The organism is Nonomuraea maheshkhaliensis, from assembly GCF_039529435.1.
Classification (GTDB): Bacteria; Actinomycetota; Actinomycetes; order Streptosporangiales; family Streptosporangiaceae; genus Nonomuraea; species Nonomuraea maheshkhaliensis.
In genome coordinates this window covers 41,788-62,359 of record NZ_BAAAMU010000054.1, presented here as the reverse complement: position 1 = coordinate 62,359, position 20,572 = coordinate 41,788, and the positions used below count along the sequence as shown (strand labels likewise).

Annotated in this window: 16 protein-coding genes; 7 read left to right on the top strand and 9 right to left on the bottom strand. The window is 71.3% G+C overall.

The features are described 5' to 3' along the window. Positions 1-93: 93 nt before the first annotated feature. Both ABFX54_RS31085 and ABFX54_RS31080 read left to right on the top strand, forming a co-directional pair. Positions 94-717 (top strand): polysaccharide deacetylase family protein, encoded by a 624-nt coding sequence (locus ABFX54_RS31085; RefSeq protein ID WP_346110122.1) that lies wholly within the window; start codon positions 94-96, stop codon positions 715-717. A 29-nt stretch (positions 718-746) separates the two neighbouring features. Beyond that, the gene (locus ABFX54_RS31080) at positions 747-2,300 is read left to right on the top strand and encodes a hypothetical protein (protein WP_346110121.1); all 1,554 of its coding nucleotides are present in this window, start codon (positions 747-749) and stop codon (positions 2,298-2,300) included. Here ABFX54_RS31080 and ABFX54_RS31075 read toward each other — a convergent pair. The 4 genes from ABFX54_RS31075 to guaA all read right to left on the bottom strand — a co-directional run bounded on the left by ABFX54_RS31075 (position 2,297) and on the right by guaA (position 7,421). Next, positions 2,297-2,764, bottom strand: coding sequence for a response regulator (locus ABFX54_RS31075; protein ID WP_346110120.1), 468 nt, complete (start codon positions 2,762-2,764; stop codon positions 2,297-2,299). The genes ABFX54_RS31080 and ABFX54_RS31075 overlap by 4 nt on opposite strands. Next, positions 2,764-4,497 carry a sensor histidine kinase gene (locus tag ABFX54_RS31070; RefSeq protein ID WP_346110119.1) on the bottom strand — a complete coding sequence of 578 codons (1,734 nt, stop codon included), beginning with the start codon at positions 4,495-4,497 and terminating at the stop codon, positions 2,764-2,766. The genes ABFX54_RS31075 and ABFX54_RS31070 overlap by 1 nt, the downstream gene beginning before the upstream one ends. Then, entirely contained in the window at positions 4,494-5,672 is a 1,179-nt protein-coding gene (locus ABFX54_RS31065) for a PP2C family protein-serine/threonine phosphatase (RefSeq protein ID WP_346110118.1), read from the bottom strand. The genes ABFX54_RS31070 and ABFX54_RS31065 overlap by 4 nt, the downstream gene beginning before the upstream one ends. 201 nt (positions 5,673-5,873) lie before the next feature. Continuing rightward, the gene (gene guaA, locus ABFX54_RS31060; RefSeq protein WP_346110117.1) at positions 5,874-7,421 is read right to left on the bottom strand and encodes a glutamine-hydrolyzing GMP synthase; all 1,548 of its coding nucleotides are present in this window, start codon (positions 7,419-7,421) and stop codon (positions 5,874-5,876) included. A gap of 118 nt (positions 7,422-7,539) precedes the next feature. Between guaA and ABFX54_RS31055 the strand changes: the two genes are divergently transcribed. Continuing rightward, complete coding sequence (locus ABFX54_RS31055; RefSeq protein ID WP_346110116.1) at positions 7,540-8,460, top strand: DUF2207 domain-containing protein; 921 nt, start codon at positions 7,540-7,542, stop codon at positions 8,458-8,460. A 15-nt stretch (positions 8,461-8,475) separates the two neighbouring features. Here ABFX54_RS31055 and ABFX54_RS31050 read toward each other — a convergent pair whose 3' ends face one another. Both ABFX54_RS31050 and ABFX54_RS31045 read right to left on the bottom strand, forming a co-directional pair. Next, positions 8,476-9,387: an SDR family NAD(P)-dependent oxidoreductase gene (locus tag ABFX54_RS31050; protein ID WP_346110115.1), complete on the bottom strand. Its 912-nt coding sequence runs from the start codon at positions 9,385-9,387 to the stop codon at positions 8,476-8,478. A 51-nt stretch (positions 9,388-9,438) separates the two neighbouring features. Continuing rightward, the gene (locus ABFX54_RS31045; protein ID WP_346110114.1) at positions 9,439-10,932 is read right to left on the bottom strand and encodes a DUF885 family protein; all 1,494 of its coding nucleotides are present in this window, start codon (positions 10,930-10,932) and stop codon (positions 9,439-9,441) included. A gap of 107 nt (positions 10,933-11,039) precedes the next feature. On the opposite strand from ABFX54_RS31045, the gene ABFX54_RS31040 reads away from it, so the two are divergent. After that, the gene (locus ABFX54_RS31040; RefSeq protein WP_346110113.1) at positions 11,040-11,783 is read left to right on the top strand and encodes an N-acetyltransferase; all 744 of its coding nucleotides are present in this window, start codon (positions 11,040-11,042) and stop codon (positions 11,781-11,783) included. 50 nt (positions 11,784-11,833) lie between these two features. Here the strand turns inward: ABFX54_RS31040 and ABFX54_RS31035 are convergent, their stop codons facing one another. The 3 genes from ABFX54_RS31035 to ABFX54_RS31025 are packed head-to-tail and all read right to left on the bottom strand — an operon-like array spanning position 11,834 to position 14,702. Next, positions 11,834-12,574, bottom strand: coding sequence for an MBL fold metallo-hydrolase (locus tag ABFX54_RS31035; protein WP_346110112.1), 741 nt, complete (start codon positions 12,572-12,574; stop codon positions 11,834-11,836). Continuing rightward, the gene (locus ABFX54_RS31030) at positions 12,571-13,164 is read right to left on the bottom strand and encodes a TetR/AcrR family transcriptional regulator (RefSeq protein WP_346110111.1); all 594 of its coding nucleotides are present in this window, start codon (positions 13,162-13,164) and stop codon (positions 12,571-12,573) included. Before ABFX54_RS31030 ends, ABFX54_RS31035 begins: the two co-directional genes overlap by 4 nt. Before the next feature lie 32 nt (positions 13,165-13,196). Further along, on the bottom strand, positions 13,197-14,702 hold the full coding sequence (locus tag ABFX54_RS31025; RefSeq protein WP_346110110.1) for a succinic semialdehyde dehydrogenase: 1,506 nt from the start codon (positions 14,700-14,702) through the stop codon (positions 13,197-13,199). 124 nt (positions 14,703-14,826) lie between these two features. Between ABFX54_RS31025 and ABFX54_RS31020 the strand changes: the two genes are divergently transcribed. The 3 genes from ABFX54_RS31020 to ABFX54_RS31010 all read left to right on the top strand — a co-directional run bounded on the left by ABFX54_RS31020 (position 14,827) and on the right by ABFX54_RS31010 (position 20,566). Further along, complete coding sequence (locus ABFX54_RS31020; RefSeq protein ID WP_346110109.1) at positions 14,827-17,004, top strand: protein kinase domain-containing protein; 2,178 nt, start codon at positions 14,827-14,829, stop codon at positions 17,002-17,004. A 31-nt stretch (positions 17,005-17,035) separates the two neighbouring features. Continuing rightward, a complete protein-coding gene (locus tag ABFX54_RS31015; RefSeq protein ID WP_346110108.1) occupies positions 17,036-19,159 on the top strand; it encodes a beta-propeller domain-containing protein in 2,124 nt (707 codons plus the stop codon). Between the two features lie 156 nt (positions 19,160-19,315). Then, the gene (locus tag ABFX54_RS31010) at positions 19,316-20,566 is read left to right on the top strand and encodes a S8 family serine peptidase (RefSeq protein ID WP_346110107.1); all 1,251 of its coding nucleotides are present in this window, start codon (positions 19,316-19,318) and stop codon (positions 20,564-20,566) included. The last annotated feature ends 6 nt before the right edge of the window (positions 20,567-20,572 follow it).

Genomic DNA, 20,572 nt, shown 5'->3' with positions numbered 1-20,572 from the left:
ACATCCGGCGTAACTCCGGCGGGTTCCGTTGGCTTTAGGCTGTCTGCTGTGGTGATTCATGCCCTCCTCGCGGCTTCCTTAGCCCTGACCTCCGTGCCCGCTCAGGCCCCCGTCGACTGCGGCCGGGTCAAGTGCCTGGCCCTGACCTTCGACGACGGGCCGGGGGCCCACACCCCCGCCCTGCTCAACACGTTGTCGGCGGCGGGCGCCAAGGCCACGTTCTTCCTGGTCGGCAAGCGGGTGGAGGAGCGGCCGAAGGTCGCGCGGCAGATCGTCGCGCGCGGGCACGCGATCGGCAACCACACCTACGCCCACTTCTCGCTGCCGGCCCACTCCGACAACGAGATCCTGGAAGCGATCAAGGTCAACCAGGAAGTGATCCAGAAGGCCACGGGCGTGCGGCCGAAGATGTTCCGGCCGCCGTTCGGTCACACCGACGAGCGCGTGCTCTGGGCGGCGTCACAGACCGAGCTGGCGGAGATCCTCTGGACGGGAACCACGCTCGACTGGAGCCTGCGTGACGCCAAGAAGATCAAGGCGGCAGTGCTCAGGCTGGCCAAGCGCGACGGCGTGATCCTCATGCACGACACCGTCCCGCAGACGGTGAAGGCCATGCCGCAGATCCTCAAGGAGCTGAAGAAGCGCGGCTACCACCTCGTCACGGTGCCCACGCTGCTGCGCGGCAAGGGCCCGACGCCAGGAGAGACCTACTTCTAACACCTCTCCCCCAGCTCAGGATGGGAACCATGGGGAGTGACACCCGGCGCCGGCCGTGGACCGCGATGGCGACCTTCCTGGTCGTCCAGGCGGTGCTCGGATGCTGGTGGGCGGCGCTCTACCCCGGCCTGTTCAGCCGCGACTCGGTCCTCTATCTCAGCCACACCCTGGTCGGGCCATGGGTGAGCGATCACTCGGTGCTCTATGACGGGCTGGTGTGGCTGAGCTTCACCGGCACCGGTGACCTCGGGGCCGTGACGTTCGCGCAGACGACGGCCATGGCGGGGGCGCTGACGTACCTGGCCAGGTCACTCGTGCGCTTGGGCGCGCCGCGCGTGGCGACGACCGTCGTCGCCATGCTCATGCCGCTGGCGCCGCCGGTGGGCGCGTTCACGGTGACGCTGTGGAAGGACGTGCCGTTCACGATCTGCGCCGTGCTGATCGCGGGCGCGTGCGCGCGCGTCGCCGCCAGGCGGGCCGTCACCGTGCCCGCGCTCATCTGGCTGTTGGTGCTGTTCGTGCTGCTCGGGCTCTTCCGCGCGAACGGCTTCCTCGTCGTGGCGGTGGCCGTGCCGGTGATGGTGCTGATCGTGCGCACCATGCGGGTGCGGCTGCTGCTGGCCGGCGCCTTCGCCGCCGCGATCCCGCTGCTGCTCAACAACCTCGTCTTTCCGCAGTACGGGATCGTGCCGCCGTCGCGGACGTACGTGTACCACACCGCCTTCGGTGACATCGCGGTCGCGTACCGGGAGAATCCGAAATGGTTCACCCCCGCCGACATCTCCCTGCTCACCTCCGTGGCGCCGCTGGAACGCTGGTGGGAGGGCGGCGCCTGCGCCACCATCAACCCGCTCATCTGGCGCAAGGACTTCAGCTGGTGGCAGGCCGACATGCACGCCACCGAGCTGCTGGAGCTGTGGCGGCGGCTGCTGGTCACCGAGCCCGCCACAGTGGTGCGGACCCGGCTGTGCCGCGGCGCGATCGCCTGGCGGCCGGTGCAGGACGAGCTGACGACCGGCGGGATGACGTACCGGCTGTCGCGGCGGCCGAACGCCGACACCTACGTCGGGCCGCACGAGGTGAGCGATTTCCCCGAGCGGTGGGTGTTCTCGCTGCGGCCGCTGTCGATGGAGCTGAACCGGGTGGCCGAGCCCTGGCTGGACCGTGCGCTGGCCCCCGAATGGGACTGGGTGCTGTGGCGGGGGGCGTCGTGGGCGTACCTGTCGTACCTGGCGGCGGGGCTGGCGGCGTGGGCACTGCGCGGCCGGTACGTCCTCATGGTGGTGGCGGGCGTGGCCGCGCAGCAGGTCGTGGTGCTGGCCAACATCTCGGCGCAGGACTTCAGGTACATGGCCGCGCCCATCCTGGTCGGGGTGCTGCTCGTGCCGCTGCTGGTGGGAAGCGTGGTGCGGCTGCTGGTCCGGCTGGTGACCTGGCCGTTCAGGCGCCGCCGGCTGAGACGGTCTATGACGCGGCCGCACATCGCCCCTCCGCCGGACGCGGAGCGGGCGGGGTCGGTGCCGGTGTCCGGGCCCGAGGCGGAGCGGGTCCAGGCGGCGCCGCAGCCGGGCGCGGAGGTCTAGCGGCGGCCGTCGTCGCCCAGGGAGGGGGCGCGGCCGGGGAGGCGGACGACCGTGACGAAGAAGTCGTCGATCTGGCGGATCACGGCCATGAAGCGGTCGAGGTCGACGGGCTTGCTCACATACGCGTTCGCGAACAGCTCGTAGCTGCGCAGGATGTCCTCCTCGGCCGAGGAGGTCGTCAGGACGACGACGGGGATCGAGCGCAGCGCGGGGTCGCCCTTGATCTGCTCCAGCACCTGGCGGCCGTCGTACTTCGGCAGGTTCAGGTCGAGCAGGATGAGGTCGGGGCGGGGTGCGCCCTCGTGCGCGCCTCGCCGGTAGACGAAGTCGAGCGCCTCCAGGCCGTCCCTGACGACGTGCAGATTGTTGCGGATCTTGTTGTCCTCGAACGCCTCGCGGGTGATGAGCTCGTCGCCCGGATCGTCCTCGACGAGCAGCACTTCGATGGGTTTCCCGTTCGTCATCAGCCGGCTCCCTCACGCTCGGCGGGCACTTCGGCGGGGGCTTCGGCCGGCGTCTCGGCAGAAACTTCGGCAGGGACTTCGGCAGGGACTTCGGCGGGGACTTCGGCGGGCAGGGTGAAGCGCAGGCAGGCGCCGCCCTTGTAGCCGGTGTCCAGCCAGATCCGGCCCCCGTGGTTCTCCACGATCTTCTTGCACATCGCCAGGCCGATGCCGGTGCCGGTGTAGGTGTCGCGGCTGTGCAGGCGCTGGAAGATGATGAAGATCTTGTCGGCGAACTCCGGCTCGACGCCGATGCCGTTGTCGGCCACCGAGAACTCCCAGCCCTCCTCGCCCGCCGGCGCGCAGCCGATCCTGATCACGGGCGCGCGGCCGGGGTCGCGGAACTTGATGGCGTTGCTGATCAGGTTCTGCCAGAGCAGACGCAGCATCGTGGGGTCGCCGACGACGCTGGGCAGCTTTTCCGGGCGTTCGAAGCGGGCGCCCGACTCCTCGATGGGCGCCGACAGGTCGTCGATGACCTTGTCCAGGGCCTCCTCCAGCTCCACCGGCTCGCGGTCGTCGTACATCCTGCCCACGCGCGAGAAGCTCAGCAGGTCGTTGATGAGCACCTGCATCCGGGTGGCCCCGTCGACCGCGAAGCGGATGTACTGGGTGCCGCGCTCGTCCAGCACCGAGCCGTAGCGCTTCTCCAGCAGCTGGCAGAAGGTGGCGACCTTGCGCAGCGGCTCCTGGAGGTCGTGCGAGGCCACGTACGCGAACTGCTCCAGCTCGGCGTTCGAGCGGCGCAGCTCGTCCGCCTGCACGTCGAGGTCGGCGGCCTGCTCGCGCAACTGCACCTGCTGCCGGTGTGATTCCGCCAGCGCGCGGACGATCCGCTCGCGCATCAGGTCCACGTCCTCGGCGACCTCGCGGATGTCGGCGGCGCCCCGTGCGGGGATCGCGTGCTCGAAGTCGCCGGCCGCGATCTGGCGGCTGGCCTGGCGCAGGTCGGTGAGCGGGTTGCCGACCGCCCGGCGCAGCAGGACTCCCATGGCGATGGCCGCCAGCGGGAAGACCACGAGGATGGCCATGAAGGCCCAGTTGCGGATCTGCTCGGCCCTGACCAGATCGGCCTGGGACTGCGCGCGGGCGGACGCAAGCCGGGCGTTCTGCCGTTCGAGCAGCACCCTGATCTCGTCGAAGACCCGCTTGCTCTCCTCCACCCTGGCGGCGGCGACCGCGCCGTCGGCGCGTCGGCCCTCCGTCATGGGCTCGGCGTACTCGCTGCGCCAGACGGCGGCGCGGTCGCGGACGGCGTTGAGCTGGGCGAGCAGGTCCAGCCGGTCGGCGAGGAGCGTGGCGACCTGCTCGTAGCTGAGCCGCTCGGCGGCCACCCCTTCGCCGTACGGCTCCAGGAACTCCTGGCGGCCGGTCAGCAGGAAGCCCCTGACGCCGGTCTCCTGGTCGATGAGGGCCTTCTGCATCTTGGCCGCCTCGATGGCGGCCGGGGAGATCTTGCCGGTGAGCTGGTCGGAGAGGCGGCTGGTGCGCTCGAGCATCAGGCCGCCGATCACCGCGCAGACCACGATGAGGAAGGTGATGATCGAGATCACCAGCACGAACCAGCCGTGCACGGTGAGCCGCCGCCAGACGGAGTCCGGCGCCACGCCCGCGCCGCCCGTGCCACCGCCCCCTGCGCTCGTACCCGCGGTCGGGGTCGGGGTCGGGGTCGGGGGCGTTGTCACGTCGCTCATGGCGTGTCTTTCCAGCGCAGGTGCACCACCGCCAGGTCGTCGGCGGACGCCTCGGGGGCGGTGACGGACTCGACGTCGGCCAGCAGCGCGTCGAGGAAGCCTTCGCCGTCGAGGTGCGCGTGGCGGGCGGCGAGGTCGAGCAGGCCCTCCTCGCCCAGCCACGTGGGCGGCTCGCCGGGCAGGCGGCGCTCGAAGAGCCCGTCGGTGTAGAGGGTGAGCCCGCCGCCCTTGGGCAGCTCAAGGATGTCCTGGTGCCAGTCGACCTCGACCGGCAGGCCCAGCGCCGGGCTTTGCCCCGGGTCGGCCAGGGAGACGGTGTCGTCCTGGTGCAGCAGCATGCCGGGGTGGCCGGCCCGCCAGATCCGGACCGTACGCTGGTCGGGGTCGAGCACGAGCGTGGTCATCGTGACGAAGATCTCCGACCCCGGCCGCTCGGCCTCCAGGATGCGTTCGAGCCTGCGCAGCAGGGCCGCGCCCGTCACGCCGCTGAGCACGAGCGCCCGCCAGGCGATGCGCAGGCAGACGCCCACCGCCGCCTCGTCGGGGCCGTGGCCGCACACGTCGCCGATCACCGCGTGCACGGACTTGTCGTCGGACTCGACGACGTCGAAGAAGTCGCCGCCGAGCGTGGCCGCGCCCCTGCTGGGACGGTAACGGGAGGCCACCTCGATCGGCATGCTCTGCAGCAGTGGCCTCGGCAGCAGGCCGCGTTCGAGGCGTTCGTTCTCCTTGGCGCGCATGCGCTCGGCGTGCAGGGCCACCGCGGCCTGCTCGGCCTGCTTGCGCTGCATCGCGTAGCGCAAGGTCCGGCCCAGCCACTCGGCCTCGACCCGACCCTTGACCAGGTAGTCCTGGGCGCCGGCGGTCACCGCCGCGAGCCCCGCCTGCTCCTCGGCCATGCCGGTGAGCACCACCACGGCCGCGTCGCCGGCCTTCTCCATGACGGCCGACAGCGCGGAGAACTCGTGGGAGTCGGGTAGCCCGAGGTCGAGCAGCACGCACTGGGGGCGCAGCCGGACCAGCGCCCTGCGGGCCTCGTCCACCGAACGGGCCCACTCCAGGCGCACCTTCAGGCCGCTGTCCTCAAGCAGCTCCTCGACGATGAACGCATCCTGCGGATCGTCCTCGACGAGCAGCACCAGCGGCTGCCTGCCGTCTTCGCTCGCATGAGCCATGCGGGCCTGTCACCCCCCTCCGGACCGCGCGCTCAAGCACCCCGATCCGTCACGATCCGTCGAGACCTCGGGCGTCCCGGTCGCCAATCACGGTCCGCATTGGCCCAGGGGTAGCCCCACTTCCCAGTGATCTCCCTTGTATTCATGCCGTACCCGAAGCGGGGATCCGCCCCCGGCCCCCGTCTCACTCCAGGAACGCGGTCACTCCCACTCGATGGTGCCCGGCGGCTTGCTGGTCACGTCGAGCACCACCCGATTGACCTCGCGCACCTCGTTGGTGATCCGGGTGGAGATCCGCGACAGCACGTCGTAGGGAACCCGTGCCCAGTCGGCGGTCATGGCGTCCTCGGACGTGACCGGCCGCAGCACCACCGGATGCCCGTACGTACGGCCGTCGCCCTGAACCCCCACGGACCGGACGTCGGCCAGCAGCACCACCGGGCACTGCCAGATCGACCGGTCGAGGCCGGCCCTGGACAGCTCTTCGCGGGCGATGGCGTCGGCCTCGCGCAGCAGGGCCAGCCGGTCGCGGGTGACCTCGCCGACGATGCGGATGCCGAGGCCGGGACCGGGGAACGGCTGGCGCCAGACCATGGCGGACGGCAGGCCGAGCTCTTCGCCGGCCCGCCTGACCTCGTCCTTGAACAGCGCCCGCAGCGGCTCGACCAGGGTGAACTGGAGGTCCTCAGGCAGGCCGCCGACGTTGTGGTGTGACTTGATGTTGGCGGTGCCGGTGCCGCCGCCCGACTCGACCACGTCGGGGTAGAGGGTGCCCTGGACCAGGAAGTCGACCGGGCCGTCGGCCATGATGGCGCGCTGCTCGTCCTCGAAGACGCGGATGAACTCGCGGCCGATGATCTTGCGCTTCTCCTCCGGGTCGGAGACGCCCTCCAGGGCCTTCAGGAAGCGCTCCGAGGCGTCGACGACGCGCAGCTTGACGCCCGTGGCGGCGACGAAGTCGCGCTCGACCTGCTCGGCCTCGCCCTTGCGCAGCAGGCCGTGGTCGACGAAGACGCAGGTCAGCCGGTCGCCGATGGCGCGCTGAACGATCGCGGCGGCCACCGCGGAGTCGACCCCGCCGGACAGCGCGCAGATCGCGCGGCCGTCGCCGACCTGGCGGCGCACGGCCTCGACGGAGTCTTCGACGATGTTGAGCATCGTCCACGAGGGACGGCAGCCGGCCGCCTCCAGGAAGTGTTTGAGCACCGCCTGCCCGTGCTCGGTGTGCAGCACCTCCGGATGGAACTGCACGCCGTAGAGGCCGCGCTCGACGCTCTCGAAGGCGGCGACCGGGGTCTGCCCGGTCGAGGCGGTCACCGCGAAGCCCTCGGGGGCCGCGGCCACGCTGTCGCCGTGGGACATCCAGACCGTCTGGCTCGTGGGCAGGCCGGCGAAGATGACGCCCTCGTCGAGCACCTGCAGCGGGGTGCCGCCGTATTCGGCCACGCCGGTGCGGGCCACCTCGCCGCCCAGCGCCTGGGCCATGGCCTGGAAGCCGTAGCAGATGCCGAACGTGGGCACGCCCGTGGCGAACAGCCCGTGCGGCACCGGCGGCGCGCCCTCGGCGTAGACCGACGAAGGGCCGCCGGACAGGATGATCGCCTTCGGCTTCTTGGCCATGATCTCCTCGGCCGTGATGGTCGAGGGCACGATCTCCGAGTAGACGTGGCACTCGCGCACCCGCCTGGCGATGAGCTGCGCGTATTGAGCGCCGAAGTCGACCACCAGCACTGTGTCGAATTCAGACACCGTGAGAACCCCCCAAAGGCGAAATGCGGTGACCACAGTGTATCGGCCCCGCGTCTTGCACCTGGCCTGGCTCGGGATACACCTGGCCTGGCTCGGGCCGACGTGCTAACACAGAACAATGGATCTTGTCTGGCCGGCGGCGGCATGGGCGCTGTGGGTGGCCACGCTGGCCGCCGCCCTCAAGGTGTCCGCCCGGGGCGAGGACCGGCGGCGGGCGGCCGAGCGGGAGCCGGCGCCCGCCCCCGTGGCCGAGCTCTTACGCGGGATGCGGCCCCAGGACGTGTTCCATTCGGCCCTGTACGAGCTCGCCGGGCGCGGCTGGGCGGCGATCGAGGGCGATCGGCTGAGTGTCGAGGGGCCCTTGGACGAGCCGCTGCGCCCGTACGAGAGATGGGCGGTCGAACGAGTGCGTGCCCGGCTGGCGGGCGCGGCCGAGGCCCCCGTGATCGACCTGATCCCGGAAGGGCCCGACCTGGAGGGCCACTTCCTGCCCCTCGTCCGGCGCAGCGCCATCGACCTGGGCCTGGCGCGGCGGCGCTGGCCGAGCGTGATCGTGCCGCTGCTGCTGGCGGCGGCGCTGGTCGTCCCCTGGTACGCCACCATCGCGGCGGCCGGCCTGTCCTGGCCGGGGATGATCGCGACCATGGTGTCCCTGGTGGCGGGGATCGGGCTGCTCATGGGCGGGCGGGGGTTCCTGCTGACCGAACGCGGGCGGGAGGCCGCCAAGGCGGGCTCGGCCGGCCACCGGCAGGAGTGGATCTTCACCGGGAGCGGATGGCGGGGCGGTCAGATCGAGCCCGCCGAGCTGCTGCCTCCCGTGCAGGGGCGGCAGGAGGTCACCGGGTACGTGGTCAAGCGGTGGGTGGACGCCGACGATCACTACATCGCCCTGCACGACGGCAGCTCGCCCAAGGCCACGGCGTTCCACGTGGAACAGGGGCTCTATGAGGACGTGCTGCCGGGCGACTCCGTCCGGCTGCTGGTCAAGGCGCGGAAGGGGACCGTCGTACGGGTACTGGCCCACGACCGCCACCGGTGAAGAACGGGACGCGCCTCATCTGAGGTCGGGGAGGTCGCCGGTGAGCAGGGTCTCGGTCTGCAGGCGCAGGCGGGCGGCGTACTTCTGGTCCGTCAGCAGCAGGAACCGTTCCTCGCGGATGCCCGTCACGACCAGGTCGGCCACCTCGGCCGGGTCCAGGCCGCGCCCGGCCGCCCGGCCGATCCGCTCGCGTGACTCCACCTCGTCCGGCGTCGGCGTGGTGACCAGGCCCGGCGGCCGGCTCCTGTCGGACTCGCCGATGCGCGTGTCCACCGCTCCCGGGCAGAGCGCGCTCACCCGCAGCCTGGATCCGGTGGCGGAAAGATCCTGGGCGAGCGCCAGGGAGGCGGCCAGGGCGGCGAACTTGCTCACCGAGTAAGCGCCCGACCCCGGCGCGACGAACAGCCCGGCCACCGAGACGGTGTTGACGATGTGGCCCTCGGCGTCCTGCTCGATCATGCGCGGCACGAACGCGTCGATGCCGTGCAGCACGCCCCACAGGTTCACGCCGAGCAGCCAGTCGAGGTCCTTCTCCTCGCGCGTCCACAGGTGGCCGCCCTGGAAGACGCCGGCGTTGTTGCACAGCACGTGCACGGCGCCCAGCTCCCCGAAACACCGGTTGGCCAGGTGCCGGACGGCCCAGGAGTCGGACACGTCGGTGATCTGCGTGAGCACCTCGACGCTCCCGGCCGCCCCCGAGCGCACCTCGGCATCCCCGGCCGCCCCCGAGCGCGCCCCGGCATCCCCGGCCGGATCCGGACGAACCTCGACGTCCGCCGCCATCGCGGCCGTCTCCGCGAGGCCACCGTGGTCCACGTCGGCGAGCATCAGCGTCATGCCCTCGGCCGCGAACCGCAGGGCCAGCGCCCGCCCGATGCCGCTGGCCGCACCCGTCACCACCGCCACCTTGCCGGAGAGCTCGCGCACGGACAGACCTCCTCGTGCCGGACGGCGCTTCCCCGATCAGTTCGAGTGACGCTACAGGATCGCGTCGATCAGGCCCAGGGGCGGTGAGCCGAGATCGAACAGCGCCTTGTGGAAGCGCTGGAGGCTGAACCCGGCGCCCCACTCGGTCTTCGCCCGCTCCCGCAGGTCCATGATCATCAGCTTGCCCCAGGTGTAGCGCCCGTACGTCGGGTCGAACGAGGCCCGCCTGGCCTCCGACAGCGCCGCGGGACCGGCGAGATGCGTGTCGGACTCGAAGCGCCTGGCGCCGTCCTCGACCGTCATCTGACCGGTGTGCACGCCGATCGCGCAGGCCAGCCGGGTGACCCGGATGAGCGCCTCCACCCACACGCCGATCTCGAAACGGGGGTCGTCCGGCGCGAAGCCCTCCTCGACGCACAGTTCCTCGGCGTAGTGCGCCCAGCCCTCGATGAACGCCATCGACTGCAGCAGCCTGCGCACCTCGGACGGCGCCCGCCGCAGCGCCCTGGCGTGCGAGAAGTGCCCGGGGGCGACCTCGTGCACGTTGATCGCCGGCAGCGTGGTGCTGCTGAAGACCTCCAGCCACTCGGCCTGGTCCTGCTCGGGCCAGGACGGCTCGGGCGGCGTGATGTAGTACCAGGACGGGCCCTCGGGCTCGCCGGGCGAGTTCCACGCCATCATGGCCATCGCCCAGCGGCGCGACTCCGGCGCCAGCCCGACCAGGCATTCGCCGTCGTGGTAGGGCACGAGGTCCTTCTCGCGGGTGAACGCGATGGCCTGCTCCGTGCCGATCCGCGCGGCCTCGATCACGCCGTCGGCGTCGGGGTGGTCCTTGACCAGCTCGCGTACGACGTCGAGGGGCGGCCTGCCGCCCTGCCCCAGCTTGGCGCAGGACTCGGTGAGCAGCGCCGTCAGCCGGTCCCGCTCCGCGTCGGCGCGCTCGGCCAGCCTGCCGAGATCGACCGGCAGCCCTTCGCCGGTGCCCATCAGCCGGGCCAGCGCCTGGCCGCCGAGCGCCGCGTCGGGGTCGCCCTCGGTGGCGGCCCGCTCGATGTGGGCGACCAGCCGGGCGTGCGCCTTGAGCGCGGCCTCGTCGTCGATGCCCGCCGCCAGCCCCCTCGCCGCCCCGATCAGGGACTTCGCGACGGGGGCGGGCATCTGGTCGAGGGAGGCGACCGCCTGGTCCACGGCCTCGGGCCAGAGCGCGAGGTGGGCCGCCTTGGCCGCCGCGCGATCCTCGGCCGAGCCGTAGTCGCGGTCGTAGCCGGCCAGGTCGAGGTTGGACAGGTGGATCAGCGGGTTCTTGCGGTGCAGCTCCAGCTCGGCGAACTGGGTGCGCAGACTCTCCTCGAACACGCGCAGGTGCCTGGCGTCGTGCTCGTCGTCCGGCGCGCGCCCCTCGCCGAGCCGCGCCAGCCCGGTGCGTACGCCCTCGGGCGACAGGTCCTGGATCTGGCCGTCGTATTCGTGCCTGCCGCCGCCCTCGCGCGCCTCGGCGACGATCAGGTCGGCGACGGCACGCAGCCTGGCGTCAAGTTCTGTCATGCCGCCGACGCTAGCGCACGCCGCCTTCACCACTAAGTACTGATATTTCGCGCTTTAGCGCGAACAAAGGGCGTGCGCGGCCTCCCCCCGAATGTCAAGATCATGCCATGGCCTTGCGGATCACGACGCTCGGAGAACGCCCGCAGTTCGCGTCGGCGTTGTGGGACATGGACCACACATGGCACGAGTTCGTGCTGAACGACCCGTTCGCGGACCTGTTCTACGGCCTCGTCACGACGGTCTACCAGGACCACGTGCTGGTGGCCGACGACTCCGCCGAGCCCGGCCGGCTGGTGGCGCGGGCCTGCATGATCCCGTACGTGGCCGGCGCGGACGCGCTGCCCGACGACGGCTGGGACGGCGTCATCCGCTCCGGCCGGCGGGCCCGTGAGCACGGCCTGCGCCCCGACGCGATCTCGGCTCTGGAGATCACCGTCCGCCGCGACCTGCTCGGCCACGGCCTGTCCGCCCTCATGGTGGCCGCGATGCGCGAGCACGCCGCCCGCCTGGGCCACAGCGCGCTGGTCGCACCGGTACGCCCCAACCGCAAGCATCTCGAACCCCACACCCCCATGGCCGAGTACGCCTTCAGGACCCGCCCCGACGGCCTGCCCTTCGATCCCTGGCTGCGCGTGCACGTGCGGGCCGGCGGCCGGATCGTCAAGGTGGCGCCGCGCTCGATGGTCGTGCCTGGCACGCTGGCGGAGTGGCGCGGCTGGACCGGCCTGCCGTTCGACCGGCCGGGACCGGTCGAGGTGCCGGGCGCGCTCAACCCCGTCCACTGCGACCCGGAGCACGACCACGCCGTCTACGTGGAGCCCAACGTCTGGGTCACCCACCCCCTGAGCTGACCTCCCGAGCCGACCGGCCGGATCCCGGTCCACCCTCACACGGGCCGCCCTCACACCTCCACACGCTCGCCGGGCGCGAGCAACCGCAGCCCGTCCCCGAACGACGCGAACGCCTTCATGACGCTCTCCCTGCCCTGCGTGAAGTGCGCCCAGTGCTCGAAGTGCAGCGGCACGACGTGACGGGCGCCGAGGAGGCGCGCGGCGCTCACCCCGTCCTCGCTCGTCAGCGTCAGGTAACCGTCCACCAGCGGCGTCCTGGCCCCGCCCATGAACAGCAGCGCCACGTCCACCTCACCGACGCGCTCCGCCACGGCCCGCACGACGTCGAGCGAGGCGTTGTCGCCGCTCACGTACACGGTCGGCAGCCCGTCGCCGGAGAGCACGAACCCGGTCACCTCCCCCACCAGATGCTCGGTCCCGTCGGGCCCGTGCTGCGCCGGCACTCCGGTCACTCGTACGGGGCCGACGTCCACGGACGTCCAGTTGGGCAGGGCCCGTACGGGCTCGCCGACCCGGGCGACGGCCGAGCCGGTCGACAGGACCAGCGGCACGGTGGACAGATAGGCCCGGCCGGCCCGGTCGAGGTTGTCCGGATGCTGGTCGTGCGAGAGCAGCACCGCGTCCACCGGCTCCACCTCGTCCGCCCCGAACGCGGGCCCCCGCGTCTTCGTGAGCGCGCGAGCGCCGATCGGGTATTCGCCGGGCCCGTCGAACGTGGGGTCGGTCAGCAGCCGCACCCCGCCGAGCTCCAGCACGGCCGTGGGCCCCCCGGCGTATCGAATCTCCATCATGCCTCCGCTTTCGCTCGCAGCCCGTTGACGACCCGCCACGTGGACCGGTGGCAGAGTGCGCGGAAGTCGGCCTCGTCCATGCCGATGCGGCCGCTCAGGTACTGCTGCACCAGCCCCTGCACCGACGAGGTGACCGTCATCGCGACCTCCAGCGGGTCGTCCTCGCGCAGGAGACCCGTCCGCATGCCCTCTTCCACCAGCCCCGTGAGGACGCTGAACGGCGGCCCCTGCCCGTCGCGGAAGTCCTCGGGGAAGCGCCGCGCCCCCGCCCACGCGTCCAGGATCAGGAACCGGTACAGGTGCGGGTCGCCGAGCGCGAAGTCGAGGAAGCCGTCGAGCGCCGCCGAGACGCGCTCCTCCAGCCCGCCTGTGGGCGCGTGCCTGATCCACCGCTCCGCCAGGGCGCGGGCGCCGCGGTCGGCGACGGCGCGCAGCAGCGCCTCCCTGCTGGGGTAGTGCCGGTAGATGGCCATGGCGGTGACGCCCACGGCCTGCCCGACGCGCCGCATGCTGACCGCGTCGGCCCCTTCGTCGCGCAGGATGCGCTCGGCCACGGCGACGATGCGCGCGGCCGTCCCCTGTTCGTTCACGTTTACAGCGTAGATAGCCGCTCCGCCGGGGCTCACTTGAGCCTGAGCCGGCGCATCACCTTGAGCGTGCCCGCCAGCAGGCCGGCCCACTTCTCGTACGGCATCCCTGACGGCGGCTCGAACCCCAGCCAGCCCGCCTGCGAGGCCACGGCCTGGACCTCGGTGTAGCGCAGCAGCCCCTCGGCGCCGTGCCTGCGCCCGAGCCCCGACGCCTTCATCCCGCCCATGGGGACGTCGTAGGAGGCGTACGCGGAGGCGTACCCCTCGTTGATGTTGACCGTGCCGGCCTTGATCCGGGCGGCCAGGCGGCGGGCGCGCGGCAGGTCGGAGCTCCAGATGGACGCGTTCAGCCCGTAGGCGGTGTCGTTGGCCAGCTCGACCGCCTCGTCGTCGGTGGCGAAGGGGTAGAGCGCCACCACGGGGCCGAACGTCTCGCCCCGGCACAGATCCATGCCGTCGTGCACGCCGGTGAGCACGGTCGGCTCGTAGAACAGCGGGCCGAGGTCGGGCCTGGCCCGGCCGCCGGTCAGCACCTTCGCGCCCTTGGCCACGGCGTCGTCCACGTGCGCGGCGACCGCGTCGAGCTGGCGGCGCGAGGTCAGCGAGCCCATCTGCGCCGACCAGTCGTGGCCGGCGCCCAGCTTGAGCGCCGCGGCCTGGGCGGCGAAGCGCTCGGCGAACGCGTCGAAGACGGACTCGTGCACGTAGAGGCGCTCGATCGACAGGCAGAGCTGGCCGGCGTTGGTGAAGCAGGCACGCAGCGCGCCCTGGACGGCCACGTCGAGGTCGGCGTCCTCCAGCACCAGCATCGGGTTCTTGCCGCCGAGCTCCAGCGAGCAGCCGATGAGCCGCTTGGCCGCCTCCTCGGCGATCTTCCTGCCGCCCCGGGTGGAGCCGGTGAAGCCCACGTAGTCGGCGTGGGCGAGCAGCGCGTCGCCGATCTCGGCCGGCTCGCCGAGCACGACCTGCCAGATCTCGCGCGGCAGGCCCAGCTCGGCCAGCAGGTCGATCGTCCAGAGCGTGGACAGGGCGGTCTGGGTGTCCGGCTTGTGCACGATCGCGTTGCCGGCGAGCAGCGCGGGCAGCGCGTCGGTGACGCCCAGCGCGAGCGGGTAGTTCCACGGGGTGATCAGCGCGACCACGCCCTTGGGCCGGCGCAGCTCCGTCACGCGGGTGGCGGCGGGGAAGACGCCCTTGCGTCCGCGCGGGGCGAGCAGGCGGGGCGCGCGGCGGGCGTAGTAGAGGCTGCAGCCCGCGACGTCGAGCACCTCCTCGAAGGCGTGCTTGCGGGCCTTGCCGGTCTCGTTCTGGACGATGTCGAGGATCTCGTCCCTGCGGTCGAGGATCGCGTCGTGCAGGAGCAGGAACGGCCTCGCCCTTTCCGCGGCCGATCTGGCGGCCCAGTCGAGCTGGGCGGTCCTGGCTCGCTCGTACGCCGCCCGTACGTCCTCGGCATCCGAAATGGGCAGCTCAGCGAGGGTTTCGCCGGTAAATGGGGCGATGATGGGCCTTGTCCTACCAGTGGACGTCACCTTCATGGCAGAAGGATATTCGGTGGCCCTACCCACGGGTAGTTTTTGCGGAAGCCCGCGCGGGGGCCAGAATCCCTACATGGCATCCTTCGCTCCGCTCCGATCCGGAGATCCACAGCGGCTCGGGGGCATGGAGCTTCTCGGCCGGCTCGGCGAGGGCGGTCAAGGCGTCGTCTACCTCGCCAAAGATCATTCTGGCGCCAACGTGGCGGTCAAGTGGCTGCGGCCCGACCTGTCCGGCGACCAGGTGAGCGTGGAGAGGTTCCTGCGCGAGGTCCAGGTGGCCCAGCAGGTGGCGCCGTTCTGCACCGCCGCCGTGCTCGGCACCGGGGTGGAGCAGGACCGGCCGTACATCGTCAGCGAGTTCATCGAGGGTCCCTCCTTACACCGGGTCGTGCAGGAGGAGGGGCCGCGCACCGGCTCCGTCCTGCACCGGCTGGCCATCGGCACGGCCACCGCCCTGGCGGCCATCCACCAGGCCGGCATCGTGCACCGCGACTTCAAGCCGGCCAACGTGATCATCGGCACCGACGGGCCGCGGGTGATCGACTTCGGCATCGCGCGGGCGCTCAACGCCACCGCCACGATCAGCGGCACGGTCGTGGGCACGCCGTCGTACATGCCGCCCGAGCAGATCATGGGAAGCACCGTCGGGCCGGCCGCGGACATGTTCTCGTGGGGCAGCGCGATGGTCTTCGCCGCCTCGGGGCGGGCGCCGTTCGGCAGCGACACCATGCCCGCGGTGATCAACCGGGTGCTCAACCAGCAGCCCGACCTGGGCGCGCTGGAGGAGGGCCCGCTGCGTGACGTCGTGGTCGCCTGCCTGGCCAAGGACCCGGCGCAGCGGCCCACGGCCGAGCAGGTCATCATGCGGCTGCTGCACCAGCCGGCGGCCAACAACGGCATGCTGGCGCAGGGCGCGGCCGAGGCCCACTTCCCGCCCTCCAGCGGCCCCCAGGGGCCGCCCTCGAACGGGCCGCACAGCTACCAGGGCCCGCCGTCCGGCGGCCCCCACAGCCACCAGGGGGTGCCCTCCGGCGCCTCGTACGGCCATCAGGGGCCGCCCTCAGGACCCCCGTACGGCCCCCCGTCCGGGGCTTCCTACGGTCCCCCGTCCGGTGTTCCCTACGGTCCCCCCTCGCCGACGGTCTCCGGCCGCCACCAGCAGGTGCCGACGTACGGCGCCCAGCAGGGCGGCTACCCCCAGCCGCCGCGCAAGAGCAGGGGCCCGCTGGTCGCCGGCATCACGGTGGCCGTCGCGCTGCTGCTGCTCGCCGGCGTGTTCGTGGTCATCCGGATCGACAAGGCCTCGCTGGCCGGCCCCACCACGTCGGCCTCCCCGTCCAGGACGAGGAGCACGACCCGGGCGCCGAGCCCCTCGGCCACGCAGGTGGGGGTGCCGCGCACCGGCACCAGACGGACCCTGCCCGGGGGGTCGATCTCCCTCTACGAGAACCCCGGCGACGCCATCGTGCTGACCTCGTACGAGATCCAGAAGGGCGACGACTGGATCGACTACGCCAGAGGATCGTTGCGCGGAACGTTCAAGAAATACGAGGAGAACTGGGAGTCGATGGTCTCCCCCGACGGCAACCTGCTGGCGTCCAGGGGCCGGAGCTACAGCTCCGACGACTACGACTTCATCGTCATCACCGACCGGCGCAACAACCGGCGCACCACGGTCAAGACCGTCAAGGAGCCGCTGATCAGCAGCATCAGGGCCTGGTCGAAAGACGGCTCCAGGATCTTGCTGAACATCGAGAAGAAGAGCGGCGACGACTGGCTCTACCTGGGCTTCGTCGTCATCGAGGTGTCGAGCGAGACCGCCGACGTGGTCAACGTCTCCGACACCTCCATCCGGCAGACCGCCTTCGGCTTCGACGGCGACGACAAGGGCACGGTCAACGTCACCGGCGACGAGAAGAACCTCGACCTGCGCTTCTTCGACACCGAGGGCAAGGCCACCCGCACCCTGAAGGGCATCGGCACGCTGTCCGCCGGCACCCAGGACATCTTCTCGCCCTCCGGCAAGGCGTTCGTCACCAACTGCCCCGGCGGCGGCGACGGCGACCACTGCGTCTGGGACACCGCCACCGGCGAACGCCTGCAGAAGTTCGTCTCCGACTGCGACAAGGTCCTCGGCTTCTACGACGAAGAGCACCTGTTCTGCTGGGAGCAGGACAACGCGACCGACGACGAGATCCAGGTCGTCGACTTCAACGGCAAGCTGATCCGCAAGATGCTCGCAGTTCCCGACAAGCTCAACTTCAGCCCCGCGTTCACCTTCAACCTGAGCGAGGGCTCCTGAACCATCCCGGCCGCGCAGCCGTGATGAGGGCATGAAGACGATGATCCGCACGGCCGTCACCGCCGCGGCGCTCGCGGCGGTCACGGCCGCCTGCACCTCCTCGACGGGAGGGACCAGGAACCCGCCGCCCGTGCGGGCGGACCTCGGCGCCGTCCGTCTGGTGGCCTACAGCAGCTGTGACGACCTGCTGGCCGGCCTGCGCGAGCAGGCCGTCAAGAACGTCAGCCCGTACGGGTTCGGCGGCGCCATGCCCATGATGGCCACCGCCAGGGACGCCAGGGAGAGCGTGCCCCAGGGGAAGTCGGCGCCCGACCACTCCACCACGAACGTGCACGAAGCCGGCGTGGACGAGCCCGACCTGGTCAAGACCGACGGCAACCGGGTCATCACGGTCACCGACGGCACCCTGCGGATCATCGACACGGCCACCAGGAAGATCACCTCGTCGCTCAAGCTGACCGAGCACGACGGCCCCGGCATCCCGTCCGACCTGCTGGTCTCCGGGGACCGCGCGCTGGTGCTCATGCGCGGCGGCGACATCATGTACAAGACGGCCAGGCCCATGGGGCCGCCCAGCGACACCCGCTACGTGGTCGTCGACCTGTCGGGCGAGCCCAAGGTGCTGAGCACGATCAAGCCGCAGGGCTCGTACGTGGACGCCAGGATGGTCGGCTCCACCGTGCGGCTCGTCACCCGCAGCCAGCCCGACGTCACCTTCCCCGAGCCCAAGGGCGAGGCCACCGAGACCGAGCGCCTCAAGGCGAACCAGGCCGCGATCCGGCAGGCGCCCGCTGACGCCTGGCTGCCGAAGATCGAGATCACGGACGCGTCCGGCGCCGTCACCAAGAGCACCGTCCCGTGCGAGCGGGTCAGCCATCCGGCCGAGTACACCGGCACCTCGATGCTGACCGTGCACACCATCGACCTGGCTCAGGGCGTCACGGCGGCGGTCGCGGACGCGATCGTGCTGGCCGCCGACGGCGACATCGTCTACGGCACCGGGCAGAGCCTGTACGTGGCCAGCAACCCGCGCTGGTGGTTCCCGGTACGCCCGATGCCGATCGAGGATCCCCCTTCCCCCGCCACGACCCCGTCCGCGACGGCCTCGGCACCGGCCACCACCCCGGCGGACTCCCCCGTCGCCCCGGCCGAGGAGCCCACCCCGACCGACCCCAGCGTCCCCGTCTCCCCGCAACCCAGCACCGCCACGCCCAGCAACCCCGCGCCCAGCAACCCCGCGCCCAGTACCTCGGGGCCCGCCCCGGACGAGCCCAGCGCCGCCGCGTCCACCGAGCCGGTGCCGACACCCACGGCGCCGCCCGAGGAGACCGAGGTGCACCGGTTCGACATCACCGCCTCCGGCGCGCCCGTCTACGTGGCCTCGGGCAAGGTGCCGGGCCGCCTGCTGAACCAGTACGCGCTCTCCGAGTACGACGGCCACCTCCGCATCGCCACCACCCGCGACCCCGGCGACGGCAAGTCCAGCTCCAGCGCCGTCTACGTGCTCAAGTCGGACACCATGGCCAAGGTCGGCGAGGTCGGCGGCCTGGGCAAGGGCGAGCGCATCTACTCGGTCAGGTTCATCGGCCCGGTCGGCTACTGCGTCACGTTCCGCCAGGTGGATCCGCTCTACACGCTGGACCTGCGCGACCCGGCGGCGCCCAAGGTGACCGGCGAGCTGAAGATCACGGGCTACTCGGCTTACCTTCATCCCGGCGCCGAGGGCCGGCTGATCGGCATCGGCCAGGAGGCCAGCGAGAAGGGCAGGACGCTCGGCACGCAAGTCTCGCTGTTCGACGTCAGCGACCCGGCCGGCCCGCGCCTCCTGTCGCAGCTGTTCCAGAAGGACTCGGGCTCGGGGGCCGAGTGGAACCCGCACGCGTTCCTGTACTGGCCCAAGACCGGCCTGTCGGTGATCCCGCTGACGCAAATGGAAGAGTCGGGCGCGCTCGTGCTCAAGATCGAGGACTCGGGCGTGCGGAAAGTCGGCATGATCAAGCATCCGACGCAGCGTCAGAAGGGCGGTTACGCCTACCAGCCGGGGATCCAGCGCTCACTGATCATCGGCGCCTCGCTCTGGACGCTTTCGTACGAGGGCGTTCAGGTCAACGACATGACCACGCTCGCCGCACAATCCTGGATCCCGCTCCGTTAAGCAATCAATGGGTGCCGATTCGTAGCGAATCGGCACCTTTTTTATGGACATATCCCGACATCTGATGAAAGCTTTACTAACACAGTCATGTCGGACCAGGGGTCCGCGTCAGGGCGGACTCGCGGTTCACGACCCCAGAAAGGGGCCCACGCTGCCATGCGAACACGCACCCCCCTGCTCGCATCGCTCGTCAGCGCGCTGGCGTTACTCGCCGCGCCGCTCCCGGTCTCTGCCGCCACAGCGGCTCCGGACGGCACGTACATCGTCCAGCTCAACCCCGCGATGCGCGCCCCCCGCGGCGTCGCGTCCGACCAGGTGTCACAGGCCGGCGGCGAGCTCGTCGGCGTGTACGAGCACGCGTTCAAGGGCTACACCGCCCGCCTGAGCGCGGCGGCCGCCGAGAAGCTCAAGCAGAACCCGAACGTGCTCAGCGTGGAGCCCGACGCCGAGGTCAAGGCGTTCGTCCAGACCGTGCCCACCGGTGTGCGCCGCATCTTCGGCCCGAGCAACCCCAACCTGGACATCGACGGCGTCGACGACGTCCGCATCGACGTCGACGTGGCCGTCGTGGACACCGGCGTCGACAACACCCACCCCGACCTGAACGTGGTCGCGCGGGCCAACTGCCAGACCGGCGTCTGCGTCAACAACTCGGGCGTGGACGACAACGGCCACGGCTCGCATGTCGCGGGCACGGTCGGCGCCCTCGACAACACCATCGGCCCGGTGGGCGTCGCGCCCGGCGCCCGCATCCACGGCGTCAAGGTGCTCAACGCGGCCGGCTCGGGCACCCTGTCCGGCATCGCCGCGGGCCTCAACTGGGTGGTGGCGCGCGCGTCCACCATCGAGGTGATCAACCTGAGCCTGGGCTGCAGCGGCTGTTCGAGCAGCGCGATCAGCACGGCGATCACGAACGCGGTCAACGCCGGCATCGTCGTCGTGGTGGCCGCGGGCAACAGCCACGCCAACACCTCGGGCTTCTTCCCGGCCAACCACCCCGACGTGGTCACCGTCTCGGCGCTGACCGACAACGACGGCCTGGCCGGCGGAGCCGGAGGCAGCACGCTGTCCTGCCGCAGCGAGACCGACCTGGACGACACGTCGGCGTTCTACTCGAACTTCGGCTCGACCGTGGAGATCACCGCACCCGGCACCTGCATCTACTCGACCTACATGCGTGGCGGCTACGCCACGATCAGCGGCACCTCGATGGCCAGCCCGCACGTGGCGGGCGCGGCCGGCCTGCTCACCTCGGGCGCCAGCAAGCCGACCAACCGGGCGGGATCGCTGGCGGTGCGCAGCGCGCTGATCTCGACCGGAAACAGCAACTGGACCGACGACTCGGGCGACGGCGTCAAGGAGCCGCTGCTCGACGTGCACGACGCGACGCGCTACCCCCCGTCGTGAGCTGAC

What these genes read in the sequence shown, in the direction of transcription:
- ABFX54_RS31080 (WP_346110121.1), top strand. Translation starts at nt 747, where the DNA reads ATGGGGAGTGACACCCGGCGCCGGCCGTGGACCGCGATGGCGACCTTC.
- ABFX54_RS31075 (WP_346110120.1), bottom strand. Translation starts at nt 2,764, where the DNA reads ATGACGAACGGGAAACCCATCGAAGTGCTGCTCGTCGAGGACGATCCG.
- ABFX54_RS31070 (WP_346110119.1), bottom strand. Translation starts at nt 4,497, where the DNA reads ATGAGCGACGTGACAACGCCCCCGACCCCGACCCCGACCCCGACCGCG.
- ABFX54_RS31065 (WP_346110118.1), bottom strand. Translation starts at nt 5,672, where the DNA reads ATGGCTCATGCGAGCGAAGACGGCAGGCAGCCGCTGGTGCTGCTCGTC.
- ABFX54_RS31055 (WP_346110116.1), top strand. Translation starts at nt 7,540, where the DNA reads ATGGATCTTGTCTGGCCGGCGGCGGCATGGGCGCTGTGGGTGGCCACG.
- ABFX54_RS31045 (WP_346110114.1), bottom strand. Translation starts at nt 10,932, where the DNA reads ATGACAGAACTTGACGCCAGGCTGCGTGCCGTCGCCGACCTGATCGTC.
- ABFX54_RS31040 (WP_346110113.1), top strand. Translation starts at nt 11,040, where the DNA reads ATGGCCTTGCGGATCACGACGCTCGGAGAACGCCCGCAGTTCGCGTCG.
- ABFX54_RS31035 (WP_346110112.1), bottom strand. Translation starts at nt 12,574, where the DNA reads ATGATGGAGATTCGATACGCCGGGGGGCCCACGGCCGTGCTGGAGCTC.
- ABFX54_RS31025 (WP_346110110.1), bottom strand. Translation starts at nt 14,702, where the DNA reads ATGAAGGTGACGTCCACTGGTAGGACAAGGCCCATCATCGCCCCATTT.
- ABFX54_RS31020 (WP_346110109.1), top strand. Translation starts at nt 14,827, where the DNA reads ATGGAGCTTCTCGGCCGGCTCGGCGAGGGCGGTCAAGGCGTCGTCTAC.
- ABFX54_RS31015 (WP_346110108.1), top strand. Translation starts at nt 17,036, where the DNA reads ATGAAGACGATGATCCGCACGGCCGTCACCGCCGCGGCGCTCGCGGCG.
- ABFX54_RS31010 (WP_346110107.1), top strand. Translation starts at nt 19,316, where the DNA reads ATGCGAACACGCACCCCCCTGCTCGCATCGCTCGTCAGCGCGCTGGCG.